Origin of the sequence: Streptomyces sp. NPDC049687 (assembly GCF_044465285.1) — a bacterium.
Taxonomy (GTDB): domain Bacteria; phylum Actinomycetota; class Actinomycetes; order Streptomycetales; family Streptomycetaceae; genus Streptomyces.
This window is the reverse complement of sequence record NZ_JBITLN010000003.1, coordinates 1-15,392: the sequence shown is the minus strand read 5'-3', so window position 1 is coordinate 15,392 and position 15,392 is coordinate 1. Positions and strand designations below refer to the sequence as shown.

14 protein-coding genes are annotated in these 15,392 nt (G+C 71.1%); 10 read left to right on the top strand and 4 right to left on the bottom strand.

The annotated features are described in order from the left end of the window. The first annotated feature begins 51 nt into the window (after window positions 1-51). The 3 genes from ACIBVL_RS10100 (at window position 52) to ilvD (ending at window position 3,504) form a co-directional block, all read left to right on the top strand. Window positions 52-876, top strand: coding sequence for a sugar phosphate isomerase/epimerase family protein (locus ACIBVL_RS10100; RefSeq protein ID WP_399094946.1), 825 nt, complete (start codon window positions 52-54; stop codon window positions 874-876). Next, window positions 873-1,538, top strand: a complete 666-nt coding sequence (locus ACIBVL_RS10095) for a TetR family transcriptional regulator (RefSeq protein WP_399094943.1) — start codon at window positions 873-875, stop codon at window positions 1,536-1,538. The genes ACIBVL_RS10100 and ACIBVL_RS10095 overlap by 4 nt, the downstream gene beginning before the upstream one ends. Window positions 1,539-1,650: 112 nt before the next feature. Beyond that, window positions 1,651-3,504, top strand: coding sequence for a dihydroxy-acid dehydratase (gene ilvD, locus ACIBVL_RS10090; protein WP_399094941.1), 1,854 nt, complete (start codon window positions 1,651-1,653; stop codon window positions 3,502-3,504). A 51-nt stretch (window positions 3,505-3,555) separates the two neighbouring features. Here ilvD and ACIBVL_RS10085 read toward each other — a convergent pair whose 3' ends face one another. After that, on the bottom strand, window positions 3,556-5,778 hold the full coding sequence (locus ACIBVL_RS10085) for a serine/threonine-protein kinase (protein WP_399094938.1): 2,223 nt from the start codon (window positions 5,776-5,778) through the stop codon (window positions 3,556-3,558). Window positions 5,779-5,958: 180 nt separating this feature from the next. Here ACIBVL_RS10085 and ACIBVL_RS10080 point away from each other — a divergent pair, with 180 nt between their 5' ends. The 3 genes from ACIBVL_RS10080 (at window position 5,959) to ACIBVL_RS10070 (ending at window position 7,868) form a co-directional block, all read left to right on the top strand. Then, window positions 5,959-6,273 (top strand): SH3 domain-containing protein, encoded by a 315-nt coding sequence (locus tag ACIBVL_RS10080; protein ID WP_399094935.1) that lies wholly within the window; start codon window positions 5,959-5,961, stop codon window positions 6,271-6,273. Window positions 6,274-6,408: 135 nt separating this feature from the next. Next, on the top strand, window positions 6,409-6,963 hold the full coding sequence (locus ACIBVL_RS10075; RefSeq protein WP_399094932.1) for an EamA/RhaT family transporter: 555 nt from the start codon (window positions 6,409-6,411) through the stop codon (window positions 6,961-6,963). A gap of 125 nt (window positions 6,964-7,088) precedes the next feature. Further along, window positions 7,089-7,868, top strand: a complete 780-nt coding sequence (locus ACIBVL_RS10070; RefSeq protein WP_399094929.1) for a class I SAM-dependent methyltransferase — start codon at window positions 7,089-7,091, stop codon at window positions 7,866-7,868. On the opposite strand, the gene ACIBVL_RS10065 is transcribed toward ACIBVL_RS10070, so the two are convergent. Next, entirely contained in the window at window positions 7,832-9,304 is a 1,473-nt protein-coding gene (locus tag ACIBVL_RS10065; RefSeq protein WP_399094926.1) for a SulP family inorganic anion transporter, read from the bottom strand. The genes ACIBVL_RS10070 and ACIBVL_RS10065 overlap by 37 nt on opposite strands. A 260-nt stretch (window positions 9,305-9,564) precedes the next feature. On the opposite strand from ACIBVL_RS10065, the gene ACIBVL_RS10060 reads away from it, so the two are divergent. The 3 genes from ACIBVL_RS10060 (at window position 9,565) to proC (ending at window position 12,036) form a co-directional block, all read left to right on the top strand. Next, window positions 9,565-10,341, top strand: coding sequence for an ABC transporter ATP-binding protein (locus tag ACIBVL_RS10060; RefSeq protein WP_399094923.1), 777 nt, complete (start codon window positions 9,565-9,567; stop codon window positions 10,339-10,341). Next, window positions 10,338-11,105, top strand: coding sequence for an ABC transporter permease (locus tag ACIBVL_RS10055; RefSeq protein ID WP_399094920.1), 768 nt, complete (start codon window positions 10,338-10,340; stop codon window positions 11,103-11,105). Before ACIBVL_RS10060 ends, ACIBVL_RS10055 begins: the two co-directional genes overlap by 4 nt. Window positions 11,106-11,223: 118 nt before the next feature. After that, on the top strand, window positions 11,224-12,036 hold the full coding sequence (proC, locus tag ACIBVL_RS10050; protein WP_399094916.1) for a pyrroline-5-carboxylate reductase: 813 nt from the start codon (window positions 11,224-11,226) through the stop codon (window positions 12,034-12,036). Window positions 12,037-12,076: 40 nt separating this feature from the next. Here the strand turns inward: proC and ACIBVL_RS10045 are convergent, their stop codons facing one another. Then, window positions 12,077-12,664, bottom strand: coding sequence for a cysteine hydrolase family protein (locus tag ACIBVL_RS10045; RefSeq protein ID WP_399094913.1), 588 nt, complete (start codon window positions 12,662-12,664; stop codon window positions 12,077-12,079). A 75-nt stretch (window positions 12,665-12,739) separates the two neighbouring features. On the opposite strand from ACIBVL_RS10045, the gene ACIBVL_RS10040 reads away from it, so the two are divergent. Then, complete coding sequence (locus ACIBVL_RS10040) at window positions 12,740-13,747, top strand: GlxA family transcriptional regulator (protein ID WP_399094910.1); 1,008 nt, start codon at window positions 12,740-12,742, stop codon at window positions 13,745-13,747. On the opposite strand, the gene trpS is transcribed toward ACIBVL_RS10040, so the two are convergent. Next, on the bottom strand, window positions 13,675-14,712 hold the full coding sequence (gene trpS, locus ACIBVL_RS10035) for a tryptophan--tRNA ligase (RefSeq protein WP_399094907.1): 1,038 nt from the start codon (window positions 14,710-14,712) through the stop codon (window positions 13,675-13,677). The two genes, ACIBVL_RS10040 and trpS, sit on opposite strands and share 73 nt — an antisense overlap. Window positions 14,713-15,392: the final 680 nt, after the last annotated feature.

Genomic DNA, 15,392 nt, shown 5'->3' with positions numbered 1-15,392 from the left:
GGCGATCAGGCGCCCGGCACTCAGGCAACCGCACCCCGTAACCTGTCCTCCATGGCAGAGCCAGTCGTACGGATCCCGGATGCGAAGGTCGCCCTGTCGACGGCGTCCGTGTACCCGGAGTCGACGGCGACGGCCTTCGAGATCGCCGCACGCCTCGGATACGACGGCGTCGAGATCATGGTCTGGAACGATCCCGTCAGCCAGGACATCGAAGCGCTGCGCCGGCTCAGCGACTACCACCGCATCCCGATCCTGGCCGTCCACGCCCCCTGCCTGCTCATCACTCAGCGGGTCTGGTCGACGGACCCCTGGGTGAAGCTGCAGCGGGCCCGCGCGGCGGCCGAGAAGCTCGGCGCGTCCACCGTCGTCGTCCACCCGCCCTTCCGATGGCAGCGCCAGTACGCGCGGGACTTCGTCCAGGGCATCTGGCGGATGGCGAACGAGACGGACGTACGGTTCGCCGTCGAGAACATGTACCCGTGGCGCTACCGCGACCGCGAGATGCTCGCGTACGCCCCCGACTGGGACGTCACGAAGGACGACTACCGGCACTTCACGATCGACCTCAGCCACGCCTCCACCGCCCGCACGGACGCGCTGCAGATGGTCGACCGGATGGGGGACCGCCTCGGACACGTCCACCTGGCCGACGGAAACGGTTCGGCGAAGGACGAGCACCTCGTTCCCGGCCGGGGCGCGCAGCCCTGCGCCGAGCTGCTGGAACGGCTCGCGCTGAGCGGCTTCGACGGCCATGTGGTGATCGAGGTCAACACACGGCGTGCCATGTCCAGCGCCGAACGTGAGGCCGACCTGGCGGAGGCCCTGGCCTTCACCCGCCTCCACCTGGCCTCGGCGCTGAAGGTGCACCGCCGGTGACCGACGCCGACGGGACCTCCCGGCGCCGCGGCCGCCCCCCTCGTACGGAACCGGCCGACACCGGCGAGACCGCCCGCCGACGCGGCCGCCCGCCTCGCAGCGAATCGGCCGACACCCGCGACCGCATCCTGGCCGCCGCCCGGGAGGAGTTCTCCGAGCGGGGCTACGACAAGACGTCCGTGCGGGGCATCGCCAAGGCCGCCGGGGTCGACTCGGCGCTCGTCCACCACTACTTCGGCACCAAGGAGCAGGTCTTCGAGGCGGCCATCGAGGTCGCCTTCGCTTCCGCCGTCAGCGCGCCGGACGCCATCGCCGAGGGCCCGCTGGAGGGCGTGGGCGAGCGGATGGCCCGCTTCGTCTTCGGCATCTGGGAGAACCCCGCCACCCGTACGCCCCTCCTCGCGATCCTCCGCTCGGCTGTGAACAACGACACCGCGGCCGCCGTCTTCCGCCGCCTGGTCGCCTCCCAGCTGCTGCGCCGGATCGCCGCCCAGGTCGACCTGCCGGACCCCGAGCTGCGCGCGGAACTGGCGGCGGCGCAGCTGGTCGGGTGTGCGATGCTGCGATACGTGATCAAGGTGGAGCCGCTGGCGTCGGCGGACGTCGAGCAGATCATCGCGAGGGTGGCACCGGTCGTGCAGGGACATCTGACCGTCCCCTGACCCGTCGGGACCGGCGAGACACTCATCCCGCATTCCGGACACCTCGTCCCGCCTCGTGGATGACCGGCGTACGCTCAATAGCAGCCCTATCTGCCTGAAGGAGCGAGCGACGATGCCCGAGCTGAGGTCCCGCACAGTCACCCACGGCCGCAACATGGCGGGCGCCCGCGCCCTTATGCGCGCCTCCGGTGTACCCGGTGCGGACATCGGCCGGAAGCCGATCATCGCGGTGGCCAACAGCTTCACCGAGTTCGTGCCCGGCCACACGCATCTCCAGCCGGTCGGCCGGATCGTCAGCCAGGCGATCACCGAGGCCGGCGGCATCCCGCGCGAGTTCAACACGATCGCCGTGGACGACGGCATCGCGATGGGCCACGGCGGCATGCTCTACAGCCTCCCCTCCCGGGACCTGATCGCGGACTCGGTCGAGTACATGGTCGAGGCGCACTGCGCCGACGCCCTGGTCTGCATCTCCAACTGCGACAAGATCACCCCGGGCATGCTCATGGCGGCCCTGCGGCTGAACATCCCGACGGTCTTCGTCTCCGGCGGTCCCATGGAGTCCGGCCGCGCCACGCTGGTCGACGGCACGGTCCGTACGCTCGACCTGGTCGACGCGATGTCCGACGCGGTGAACGACAAGATCTCCGACGAGGACATCCTCCGCATCGAGGAGAACGCCTGTCCGACCTGCGGCTCCTGTTCCGGCATGTTCACCGCCAACTCGATGAACTGCCTGACCGAGGCCATCGGCCTCTCCCTCCCCGGCAACGGCTCGGTGCTGGCCACCCACACGGCCCGCAAGCAGCTGTACGTCGACGCCGCGCGCACGGTCATGGACCTCACCCGCCGCTACTACGAGCAGGACGACGAGACGGTCCTGCCGCGCAACATCGCGACCTTCGCGGCGTTCGAGAACGCGATGGCCCTCGACATCGCGATGGGCGGCTCCACCAACACGATCCTGCACCTGCTGGCCGCCGCCCGGGAGGCGGGCGTTCCCTTCGGCCTGGAGCAGATCGACGCCGTGTCGCGCCGCGTGCCCTGCCTGGCGAAGGTCGCGCCCAACGTCGCCAAGAACCGCACGTACTACATGGAGGACGTGCACCGCGCCGGCGGCATCCCCGCCCTGCTCGGCGAGCTGCACCGCGCGGGCCTGCTCAACGAGGACGTGCACTCCGTCCACAGCCCGTCCCTGGCGGACTGGCTGAAGACCTGGGACGTCCGCGGCGGATCGCCCTCGGCCGAGGCGGTGGAACTCTGGCACGCGGCCCCGGGCTGCGTCCGCTCCGCCGAGGCATTCTCCCAGTCCGAGCGCTGGGAGGCGCTCGACGACGACGCCGAGGGCGGCTGCATCCGCTCGGTCGAGCACGCGTACTCGAAGGACGGCGGTCTCGCGGTGCTGCGCGGCAACCTCGCCGTCGACGGCTGCGTGGTCAAGACGGCCGGTGTCGACGAGTCGATCTGGACCTTCGAGGGCCCGGCGGTCGTCTGCGAGTCGCAGGAGGAGGCCGTCGAGAAGATCCTCAACAAGCAGGTCACGCACGGCGACGTCGTCGTCATCCGCTACGAGGGTCCCAAGGGCGGGCCGGGCATGCAGGAGATGCTCTACCCGACGTCCTTCCTGAAGGGCCGGGGCCTCGGCAAGACCTGCGCGCTGATCACCGACGGCCGCTTCTCCGGCGGCACGTCCGGCCTGTCCATCGGGCACGCGTCCCCCGAGGCGGCCTCCGGCGGCACGATCGCGCTCGTCCAGGACGGCGACCGCATCCGTATCGACATCCCGAACCGCTCGATCGAGTTGCTCGTCGACGACGCGGAACTCGCGCGCCGTGAGCAGTCGTTGAACGGGGTGTACGCCCCGTCGAACCGCGACCGCAAGGTCTCCGCCGCCCTGCGCGCCTACGCCGCGATGGCGACGAGCGCCGACAAGGGCGCGGTGCGGGACGTGTCGAAGCTGGGCTGATCCCCGACTCCCGCAAGGGGCCGCCTCCTCGGGGGCGGCCCCTTCGCCGTCCTACCAGCTCGACGGGTCCCGCCCCTCGACGGCGAAGACGGTGCCGTCGGGAGCCCCGGCGTAGACCCGTCCGTCGACGGGTACGGGCGGCGGCAGGGTGCTCGCCACCAGGTCCGAGCGTGTGCCGAGGCGCGGCTTCGTCTGTCCGAGGAGCCGGCCGGTGCGGGCGTCCACGCCGAGCAGCCGCCCGTCCGCCGCGGTGACGTACACGTGCCCGTCGTCGTACACCGGTTCGGAGCCGTGGGACACGGCCGTCTCCAGGCTCCACAGCCGCTTCCCTGCCGCCGTGTCGATCGCCTCCAGCGCTCCGCCGGTGGACATCAGGTAGACGACGTCGCCGTGCACCCCGGCCGCGGGGGCCGGCCGCGCCACCGGCAGCACCATCCGGCGCGTCGACTTGGTGGCGGGGTCGTAGCGCACCACGGCGTCGGTGCCCCCGGAGTCGTGGGCGGTGGAGAGGAAGAACACCACCCCGTCATGACTGCCGACCGCCTGCAGCGTGCCCTGCAACGGCGCGTGCCACCGCACCTTCCCCGAGTCCGGGTCCACGGCGGTGACCTGGGTCGTCCCGGAGTCCGTCGCGGTCGTCGCGTAGGCCAGCGGGTCCCCCGCGAAGGACAGGAAGTACGGCACGCCCTGGCCGTCGAGTCCATGGCTCCACCTCGTCCGGCCGGACGCCCCGTCGACGGCGGTGACGGTCCCGTCGGCGCCGGTGAACAGGAGGGTGCCGCCCGCCGTGCGCAGCCCGGTGTGCGAGGGCATGTCACGCCGCCAGCGCACCTCGCCCGTGCCCGGGTCGAGCGCCTCCAGCCGCCGGTCCTGCTCCGACAGCGGCTGGACGAGTTCCCCGGCCAGCACCGGTGGCTCGCTGCGCAGCGAGGCGGCGACGGAGTGCTTCCACACCAGGCCGCCGTCGGACGGGTCGAGGGCGAAGACGACCCCGGACTGGGCACAGAGCAGCTTCCCGGCCCCGTACGAGCACTGCGGCACGGTCTGCGCGCCGGACACCGAACCGGCCTCCCACGCGTCGAACGCGGCCGTCGTGGTCCGGGGGTTCGTCTCCCCCGGGCTCGGCGTGTCGCCCATCACCCGCACCGCCGCGAACGCCCCACCGGCGACGAGCCCCAGCGCCCCCGCCATCACGGCCACCCGCCGCCCCCGAAGCTTCCACCGAGGCGGCTCGGGACGACGTACGGGCTTCCCGACCTCTTCGGTCCCGTCAGCTCCCCTGGCCCCGTCAGCCCCTTGCGCTTCTTCGGCTCCCTTGGCCCCTCCGGCTCCCTTGGCCCCTCCGGTTGACTCGGCCCCCGCGGCCGCGTTGGCGGAGGAAGCGGACCCGGGAACACCCGCCGCCCCCGTCCGCTGCTCCGGTATGAACGACTGCGTGTCGTACGAGGCGGCCACCGACCGCAGTGCCCGCATCAGCTCGTCCGGCGTCGGCCGGTCCTCGGGCTCCTTCGCGAGACAGCGCACCACCAGCGGCGCGAGGTTCTCCGGCACACCCGTCAGATCCGGCTCGTCGTGCACGACCTGGTACGCGACGACGTAGGGACTGTCGGAGTCGAACGGCCCGCGCCCCGTCGCCGCGTGCACCATCACCGACCCCAGCGCGAAGATGTCGGCGGCCGGTCCGACCTCCCGCGGCCGCCGGAACTGCTCGGGCGCCATGAACGGCGGCGTCCCGATCAACTTGCCGGTCTCGGTCCGCAGTTCGCTGTCTTTCGGCCGGGAGATCCCGAAGTCGATGACCTTCGGACCGTCCTCGGCGAGCAGGACGTTGCTCGGTTTCAGGTCCCGGTGCACGACCCCGACCCGGTGGATGTCGCGCAGTGCCTCCGCGAGCCCGGCCATCAGGCGCCGCAACTCGCCCGAGTTCAGCGGGCCGTTCCGTTTCACCTGCTCGGAGAGGGTCGAGCCGGGAATGAACAACGTGGCCATCCAGGGCCGTTCGGCCTCGGGGTCGGCGTCCACGACGGGCGCGGTGAACGCACCGCTCACCCTCCGCGCGGCCGCCACCTCCTGCCGGAAACGCCCCCGGAACTCGGGATCCCGTGCGAACTGGGCGTGTACGACCTTCACGGCCACCTTCATCCCGGAGGTGCTCCGGGCCAGGTGGACCACGCCCATGCCGCCCGAGCCCAGACGCGACTCCAGACGGTAGTGACCGGCGTACTCCGGAAGTTCCGCTTCCGCGCCCGCCCCGGTGTTGCGCTGTGGCGTCATGGACCACCCCCGTGCTGTTCTCCGCGCGCGCGACGCACGGAGCCTAGTCGATGACTCCTCCCGGACAGAGGCGGCTTGCTAGCCTCCGTGTGCGAATCACGCACATGTGTTTCATGGCGTGTTTTAGGGGAATCAACGTGACCCCATGGCATTCATGGGGGTGAACGGGGGAGGTTTTTCATGACTGTTGACCGCGTGGAACCAGTCGAGAGCGGCGAGCCGGAGACCCTTGCGGCGGCAGTGGCCGTCACCTACTACTCGATCGCCCCGGGCGTGCGGCTGAACGTCCGCAGCGGCCCCGGTACGAGCTACAGCATCGTGCGCGTCCTGCCCGAGGGCTCCAGGGTGGCGATCTACTGCCAGACGCCCGGTTCGACGATCACCGGCCCGTACGGCACGTCGAACATCTGGGACAACATCAGCAGCGGCGAGTACGTCTCCGACGCCTACGTGCGCACCGGCAGCGACGGCTACGTCGCCTCGCGCTGCGCCTAGGGCGTGTTGCGAAAGTAGCGTCGTCCGCCCGGAAGGCCTGCCCGGCGCCACCGGGCAGGCGGGACTTTCACCCCACGCCCTGGTCCCGAGCGACCCGCCCGGAAGGCCGCCCCACCCCGGCGCCATAATCGTCCCGTGAGCGACGAAAACGGCACCCGGGACACCCCGGCGGGCTCCCGGGCCCGGGACGCCGCCCAGGGCACCCCCACCGGCCAGGCGGCCACCCCCACCGGCCCCCGCCCCGAGCCCCTGCGCTTCTTCGGCACCACCTGGGTGGACCACGACCAGGGCTACACCGCCCGCCGGATCGCCGTGGCGGTGGGCGCGCTCCTCGCCACCGTCGTCTCCTGTCTGGTCCTGCGCTTCGCCTACCAGGGCCTGGCGATCGCCGACATCGGCAGCTTGGTGACCCTGCTGGTCGTGGTCATGTTCGCGATCTGCAGCGCGCTCGCCTTCCGTCACACCTGGGACGGCTTCGGCAAGCGCCCCGACCCCGACCGCCAGGCCTCCCTCCGCGGCCTCCTGGCCATCGGCTTCGTCGGCTCCCTCCTCGCCTATTTCTTCCGCGCCCTCACCGAGGCCCCCGGCGAGAAGCTCCACCGTGAGGAGTACGAGACGGCGCTGAAGCAGCACGAGAAGCGCGCCTCCCGCCGCACCGGCAACCCCTCGAAGAAGCGCCGCCCCAGCTGAACACCCGACCGGCGAAGCCTCACCTGGACCCTGCCCCTCATCGGCGTCCCTCTCATCGGCGTCCCCCTCGCCGGCGCCCGCCGAAAACCCCACCACCTGATCGCCACCCCCGTCACCATGGCCGCATGACGGCCTCACCCTCCTCCCGGATCCAGGCTCGAGCCCGCTCCTTCAACGCCGCCGCGGCCCAGTACGCCGCCAACCGCCCCTCCTATCCACCCGCCCTCCTCGACGCGATCGAGACCCTCGCCGGCCGTCCCCTCGCCGGCGCCCGCGTCGCGGACATCGGCGCCGGCACCGGCATGGCCACCGCCCTCCTGCACGGCCGCGGCGCCCACGTCGTCGCCGTCGAACCCGGGGACGGCATGGCGGCGCAGTTCCGGCACACCCTCCCCGACGTCCCGCTCGTCCGCGGCGACGGCAACCACCTCCCCCTCGCCACCGCCTCCCTCGACGTCCTCACCTACGCCCAGTCCTGGCACTGGACCGACCCCGCCCGCTCGGTCCCGGAGGCCCTGCGCGTCCTTCGGCCGGGCGGCGCCCTGGCGCTGTGGTGGAACACCAGCGCCCTCGACGTGCCGTGGATCGACGCCCAGACCGCCCGCATCGAACGTCACTTCGGCGTCGACGGGGTCGTCCGGACCAACGGCGACGGCACCCGCTCCGCCCGTGCCGACCCCACCGGCAGCCTCGACTTCGCCCACCACCGCATCCGCTGGAGCCGTCGCGTCCCCGTCGACGTCCACCTGGCGAACCTGGGCACCCATTCGATGTTCCTGGTCCACGGCGAGGAGGCCGCGGCCGCCTTCCTCGCCGGGGAACGCCGCCACCTCCTCGCCGCGTTCCCGGACGGCACGGTCGAGGAGACCTACGACGTCGAACTGCTGCTCGCCACCTCTCCCTGAAGCCCTCCCGCACGCTCCGTCCGCCGCTCCCGCGCCGCGGCCCACCCCTCCAAGGCCGCCGCGCAGGCGTGGTCCACATGCCGCAGTCCCCCCAGCTCCAGCCGCACCTCCCGGTCGGCCGGCAGCGCGTCCAACGCGTCCAGCAGCTTCGGCAGTCGCAGAAACGTCGCGTGACCGACCACCCGCACGACGATCCCGGCGTCCCCCAGGTCCTCCGTCTCCACATGCACATGGCTGATCTCCCACGCCGTCTTCGCGACGGCCAGAGCCAGCCCGACCAGCACCCCCTCGAAAAGATTCCCCACGACGATCGCCACGGCGGTCACACCGAGCACCAGGACCTCCCCGCGATGCCCGCGCCACAGCTTCAGCACCTCCCGCACCGGCACGAGCTTGCACCCGGCGTGCACCAACAGCGCGGCCAGCGCCGCGACCGGGATGAGCCCCAGCACCCCGGGAACGACGGCCGTGAACAGCAGCAACCACACCCCGTGCAGCACCCGCGACGCCTTGGTCCGCGCCCCGGCCTGCACGTTCGCCGCGCTCCGTACGATGACCGCCGTCATGGGCAGCGCGCCCAGCGCCCCGCACACGGCGTTCCCCGTGCCCTGCGACATCAGCTCCCGGTCGTAATCCGTCCTCCTCCCGTCATGCAGCCGGTCCACCGCGGCCGCGCTGAACAGCGACTCCGCCGACGCGATCAGCGCGAACGCCACGACGGTCCCGAGCACCCCCACTTCCGTCAGCCGCCCGAAATCCGCCGGCCCCGGCACCCGTACGGCATCCCACAGCCCCTGCACCCGGACCCGCCGCACCTCCAGATCGAACACCCAGGTCACCGCCGCCGCCGGCACCACCGCCACCAACGGCGCCGGAACCAGCCGCGCCCCGCGCCGCCACCGCCCCCACAGCAGCAACACGACCATGGTGGCACCCCCCACTGACAACGCCACCGGATCCACCCGCCCGGGCAGCGACACCAGCCCGGAGAGCTTCCCGAGCCCGCCCGGCGGAGCGGCCGCGTCCCCGAGGGCGTACACCTGCCCGGTGACCAGCACCAGCCCGATCCCGGCGAGCATCCCCTGCACGACGGCCACGGACACGGCCCGGAACCACCGCCCGAGCCCGAGCGCCCCCAGCCCCACCTGCACCAGTCCGGCCGCGAGCACGACCACCCCGAGCACCTGGAGGCCGTACGCCCCCACGGCCTCGAGGACGAGCACGGTCAGGCCCGCCGCGGGCCCGCTCACCTGCAGACTGCTGCCGGGCAGCACCCCGGCGACCAGACCGCCGACGATCCCGGTGACCAGTCCCAGCTCGGCGGGCACACCGGAGGCCACGGCGATGCCCACGCACAGGGGCAGCGCGACGAGGAAGACGACGAGAGAAGCGAACAGATCGGCCTTGCGGACAGCACGGACACCAGGACGCAACACGGCTGCACCTCCGGTAGGGAACAGGAGATGCGTGGGCGGCGCCGCACCGGGGGAGGGCACGGCGACTGATCCGCGCGGAAGCGGTCCCAGCCACACCGCGCATGAATTCCATTGTCGGTTGAAACGGCCGACGCGACAGAAGGTTCTTGTGCCCACTCCGTGAACACGGAGGCGCGGGAAGAGGAGCCTCCGCCTCCAATCCCACCGCCGCGCGCCTGCGCCACTTGACGCCCCAGTGCGCCCCGAGCATTATTCATCACATGATGAATTTCGCCGTACGAGCCGAAGGTCTCACGGTCGTCCGCGGCCCCCGCACGGTCCTGCGCTCCCTCGACTTCACCGTCCCGCGCGGCCAGATCACCGGCCTGCTGGGCCCCTCCGGCTGCGGCAAGTCCACGCTCATGCGCGCCGTCGTCGGCACCCAGGCCAAGGTCACCGGCACCCTCGACGTCCTGGACAGCCCCGCCGGCCACCCCTCCCTGCGCACCCGCATCGGCTACGTCACCCAAGCCCCCTCCGTCTACGACGACCTGACGGTCCGGCAGAACCTCGACTACTTCGCCGCGATCCTCGACCCCGGCCGCAGGGCAGCCGAGCGCCGCCACGAGAACGTCACCCGGGCCATCGCCGACGTCGACCTCACCACCCACGCCGACGCGCTCGCCGGAAACCTCTCCGGCGGCCAGCGCAACCGCGTCTCCCTCGCCGTCGCCCTCCTCGGCACCCCGGAACTCCTCGTCCTCGACGAACCCACGGTCGGCCTGGACCCCGTCCTGCGCCGCGACCTGTGGACCCTCTTCCACCACCTCGCCGCGACCCGGGGCGCGACCCTCCTCATCTCCTCCCACGTCATGGACGAGGCCGAGCGCTGCCACCGCCTGCTGCTGATGCGCGAGGGAGAGATCCTCGCCGACGGCACCCCGGAAGAACTGCGCACCCGCACCGGCGCGGACACGGTCGAGGCGGCCTTCCTGCACCTCGTCGACGAAGCGGCCAAGGCGACCCAGACCGCCCCCGAGAAGGAGACGACCCGATGACCACCGCTCCCGCCCCCGCCGCCTCCCTGAACCTCTCCCGCACCACCGCCACCGCCACCCGCGTCCTGCGCCAGCTCCGCCACGACCCCCGCACGATCGCGCTGCTGCTCCTCATCCCCTGCCTGATGCTGGTGCTGCTGCGCTACGTCTTCGACGGCAACCCGCGCACCTTCGACAGCATCGGCGCCTCCCTCCTCGGGATCTTCCCCCTCATCACCATGTTCCTGGTGACCTCCATCGCCACCCTGCGCGAACGCACCTCCGGCACCCTCGAACGCCTCCTCGCCATGCCCCTCGGCAAAGGCGACCTCATCGCCGGCTACGCGCTCGCCTTCGGCACCCTCGCGATCATCCAGTCGGCCTTCGCCACCGCCCTGGCGGTCTGGTTCCTGGACCTGGACGTCACGGGCTCCCCGTGGCTCCTCCTCCTCGTGGCCCTCCTGGACGCCCTGCTCGGCACGGCCCTCGGCCTCTTCGTCTCCGCCTTCGCGGCCTCCGAATTCCAGGCCGTCCAGTTCATGCCGGCCGTGATCTTCCCCCAACTCCTCCTCTGCGGCCTCTTCGCCGCCCGCGACACCATGCACCCCGCCCTGGAGACCCTCTCCGACGTCCTCCCCATGTCCTACGCCGTCGACGGCATGAACGAGGTCCTCAAACACACCGACATGACCCCCACCTTCGTACGAGACACCCTGATCGTCGGTGGCTGCGCACTGCTGGTCCTGGCCCTGGGAGCGGCGACGCTCAGGCGCAGGACCTCCTAGTGCCACGGCACAAGTGACCCTCCGGCCGACATCCCGCCCACCGGACACGGCCCCCCATTTCCCCGCACCGGTGCGAGGATGAACCCGGACGACGCAACCCCCGGAGGGCACCCGCACCATGACCCAGAAAGTCGCAGTCCTCGGCACCGGAAAAATCGGCGAAGCCCTGCTCAGCGGAATGATCCGAGGCGGCTGGCCCCCGGCCGACCTCCTCGTCACCGCCCGCCGCCCCGAACGCGCCGAGGAACTCCGCAACCGCCACGGCGTCACCCCGGTCACCAACGCGGAAGCCGCCAAGACCGCCGACACCCTGATCCTCACGGTCAAGCCGCAGGACATGGGCACTCTCCTCGACGAACTCGCCGACCACGTCCCCGCCGACCGTCTGGTCATCAGCGGAGCCGCCGGCATCACCACCTCCTTCATCGAGGACCGCCTCACCCCCGGCCTCCCCGTCGTCCGCGTCATGACGAACACCCCCGCCCTCGTCGACGAGGCCATGTCCGTCATCTCCGCCGGCAGCCACGCCACCGCCGACCACCTCGCCCACACCGAGGAGATCTTCGGCGCCGTCGGCAAGACCCTCCGCGTCCCCGAGACCCAGCAGGACGCCTGCACCGCCCTCTCCGGCTCCGGACCGGCGTACTTCTTCTACCTGGTCGAAGCCATGACGGACGCCGGCATCCTCCTCGGCCTGCCCCGCGACAAGGCTCACGACCTCATCGTCCAGTCCGCCATCGGCGCCGCGACGATGCTCCGCGACAGCGGCGAACACCCCGTCAAGCTCCGCGAGAACGTCACCTCCCCCGCCGGCACCACCATCAACGCCATCCGCGAACTGGAGAACCACGGCGTGCGGGCCGCCCTGATCGCCGCCCTGGAGGCCGCCCGCGACCGCAGCCGAGAACTGGCCTCCGGCAAGAAGGACTGACACCCGCCGGGGGAGGGAAGCGGGAGGGGCGGCGCCGCGGTCACCGGCCCGCCGCGCCCACGACCTCCTTCGTGGTCACCACCCGGGCGAACCCACCCCCGTGCAGGGAGACCGCCGACGCCTGCGCGATCTCCTCCGCACTCCGTCGCCAGCCGAACGGCCCCTCCAGATCGAACGTGTACGTCGCGTCGTACGCGAACAGCACGTCGTACCCCAGGTTCCCGCCCATCCGCGCCGTCGTCTCGGCGCACATGTTCGTCTGGATCCCGACCACCACGATCTGCGAGATCCCCTGCGCCGACAGCCAGGCCCCCAGATCCGGCGTCCCGAGGAACGCCGAATTCACGGTCTTCGTGAGGAACAGCTCCGGCCCGGCCCCCTTCCCCCTCCTCTCCTCCACGTACTCCTTGAAGTCGTTGCCCACGTACCCCGGCCGCAACGGCGACTCCGGCTTCGACGAGTCATGCCGTACGAACACGACCGGCCGTCCCGTGTCCTGCCATACGTCGATGAGCTCGGCGATGTTGCCGTCCGCACCCGGGTTGTTCCGGGGCCCCCAGAAGTCGGCCTCCTCGAAGCCCCTCTGCACGTCCACGACCACCAGCGCTGCGTTCTCCGCGATGTCCATACCCCAGATCCTGCCGCCGGGACCACCCGCACCCCAGAGGTACAAAAGTCAGCGATCGATGGTTTACTGCCAAGCGTGGACCCTGCGTACCGCGTCGCCCTCGTCGCCTTCCCCGGCATCCGCGCCTTCGACGTCTCCGTCATCACCGAGGTCTGGGGCACCGACCGCACGGACCGCGACGCCCCCGCCTTCGAACTGCGCCGCGTCGCCACCGACACCATCCCCATCCCCATGCGCGGCGGACTCGCCCTCCATCCCGACCGCACCCTCGCCTGGCTCAACCGCGCCGACCTGATCCTCGTCCCCGGCCTCGACGACCACCTCACCCCCGCACCCACCCCGGTCCTCGACGCACTCCGCCGCGCCCACGCCCGCGGCACCACCCTCGCCGCCCTCTGCGGCGGAGCCTTCACCCTCGCCCAGGCCGGCCTCCTCGACGGCCGCCGAGCGATCACCCACTGGAACCTGATCGACCTCCTCCGCACACACCACCCCCATGTCACCGTCGTCCCCGACGCCCTCTTCATCGAGGACGACAACATCTGGACCGCCGCCGGCACCGCGGCCGGAATCGACCTCTGCCTCCACCTCGTCCGCCACTCCCACGGGGCCGAAGCAGCCGCCACCATTGCCCGCTCGATGGTCACCGCCCCCTTCCGCACCGGCACCCAGGCACAGTTCATCGAGCACCCCACCACGCCCGCGGACCGCGACGCCGACACGCTCGCCGCCGTACGCGAACACGCCCTGCGCCACCTCCACGAACCACTCACCGTCGCCGACCTGGCGGCTCACGCGGGTATGTCGCCCCGCAGCTTCGCCCGCCACTTCACCGCCGCCACCGGCGCCACCCCCCTCCGCTGGCTCCTCGACCAGCGCATCGCCGCAGCCCAGAAACTTCTCGAACGCACCGACCTCCCCATGCCCGAGGTCGCCCGCCGCGCCGGCTTCGGCAGCGAGGTCACGATGCGCCAGCACTTCGCATCACGCCTCGCCACCAGCCCACGCGCCTACCGAGCCGCGTTCAGCCCGCCCTCCACCGCTGACTCGGTCACCGGTGGCAGCAACCCGATCGCGCGATAAGCGGCATCGACGACCGGCCGCGCCATGTCCCGCGCCTTATTCGCCCCATTCCGCAGCACCCCCTCCACATACGCGGGATCCGCACACAACTCCCGGTGCCTGGCCCGCACAGGCCTCAGAACCTCGATCACAGCTTCCGCCGTGTCCTTCTTCAAAGCGCCGTACGACTCCTGAACGGCCGCCAGCTCCGCCGGGTTCCCATCCGTGCAAGCGGCGAGGATCTCCAGCAGATTCGCGACCCCCGGCCGCCCCTCCCGGTCGTACACGACCTCCCGCCCGCTGTCGGTGACGGCCCGCATGATCTTCTTCCGCACCACATCCGGCTCGTCGAGCAGATAGACGATTCCCGGCCCGGAGTCATCGCTCTTCCCCATCTTCGAACCCGGCTCCTGCAGATTCATCACCCGCGCCGCCACCGCCGGATGCGTGGCCCTCGGCACCACGAACGTCTGCCCGTACCGCTGGTTGAACCGCACCGCCAGATCCCGCGCCAGCTCGACGTGCTGCGTCTGGTCGTCGCCCACCGGCACCTCGTCGGTCCCGTACGCCAGGATGTCCGCCGCCATCAGCACCGGATACGTCAGCAGCGACAGCCGCACACTCCCCCCACGCTCCCGTTCCCGCGCGGCCTTCTCCTTGTACTGGATCATCCGCCGCATCTCCCCGTCGGTGGCCACGCACTCCAGCAGATACGACAGCCGCGCATGCTCGTCGACATGACTCTGTACGAAGAGGGTGCACAGCCGCGGATCCAGCCCCGCCGCCAACAGCAGCGTCGCCGCCTGTCGGCTCAGCCGGCGCACCCGCGCCGGATCGTGGTCCACGGTCAGCGCGTGCAGATCGACCACGCAGAACACCGCGTCCGACCTGTGCTGGTCGACCTCGGCCCACTGCCGCATGGCCCCCAGGTAGTTCCCCAACGTCAGATGCCCGGTCGGCTTGACCCCGCTGAAGACCCGCGTCATCGCCACTCCCTCTCCCGCTCTCCTGGTCGAGGCCGCCGTCCCGGCGGGCCGACCCTCGCGAGTCCCGGAGGGGATACGAGAACGGCCGCCGAAGCGGCGGCCGTTGTACGCATACGTGAGTACGGCCGCCGTCAGGCGGCCCACCACAGCAGGGTGCACGTACGCGTAGTCATGTCGCCCAGAGTACGCCTCCGGGGGCCCGCAGGGAGGTGGGTTGACACTCCCCGGCCGCATACGTAGTGTTCTCCGAGTTGTCCGACGTGAGCGCCGACCCCGGTCGGTCCCCGGACAGCCATTCCGCAGTACCAACCACTCCCGGCGAGCAGTCGCTTCGTCTGCCGTCGTGTCATTGGCATGCGTATTCGCGAAATGAGGAATCCGCGTTCGAAAGGACGCAGCCCCGATTGGCTTCGGGAGCAGGGAATCCGCTAAAGTCTCACTCGTCGGAACGGCTGAAAGGCCGGGAGGACAACCCCCGCCGACTGGGAATCGGACGCCGAAAGGATCTGATAGAGTCGGAACCGCCGGAAAGGGAAACGCGAGAGCGGGAACCTGGAAAGCACCGAGGAAATCGGATCGAGAAAAGATCTGATAGAGTCGGAAACGCAAGACCGAAGGGAAGCCCGGAGGAAAGCCTGAGAGAGTCTCTCGGGTGAGTACAAAGGAAGCTTTCGTTCCTT

Coding starts and splice junctions, on each gene's coding strand:
- ACIBVL_RS10100 (WP_399094946.1), top strand. CDS start 52: ATGGCAGAGCCAGTCGTACGGATCCCGGATGCGAAGGTCGCCCTGTCG.
- ilvD (WP_399094941.1), top strand. CDS start 1,651: ATGCCCGAGCTGAGGTCCCGCACAGTCACCCACGGCCGCAACATGGCG.
- ACIBVL_RS10085 (WP_399094938.1), bottom strand. CDS start 5,778: ATGACGCCACAGCGCAACACCGGGGCGGGCGCGGAAGCGGAACTTCCG.
- ACIBVL_RS10080 (WP_399094935.1), top strand. CDS start 5,959: ATGACTGTTGACCGCGTGGAACCAGTCGAGAGCGGCGAGCCGGAGACC.
- ACIBVL_RS10070 (WP_399094929.1), top strand. CDS start 7,089: ATGACGGCCTCACCCTCCTCCCGGATCCAGGCTCGAGCCCGCTCCTTC.
- ACIBVL_RS10060 (WP_399094923.1), top strand. CDS start 9,565: ATGATGAATTTCGCCGTACGAGCCGAAGGTCTCACGGTCGTCCGCGGC.
- ACIBVL_RS10055 (WP_399094920.1), top strand. CDS start 10,338: ATGACCACCGCTCCCGCCCCCGCCGCCTCCCTGAACCTCTCCCGCACC.
- proC (WP_399094916.1), top strand. CDS start 11,224: ATGACCCAGAAAGTCGCAGTCCTCGGCACCGGAAAAATCGGCGAAGCC.
- ACIBVL_RS10045 (WP_399094913.1), bottom strand. CDS start 12,664: ATGGACATCGCGGAGAACGCAGCGCTGGTGGTCGTGGACGTGCAGAGG.
- trpS (WP_399094907.1), bottom strand. CDS start 14,712: ATGACGCGGGTCTTCAGCGGGGTCAAGCCGACCGGGCATCTGACGTTG.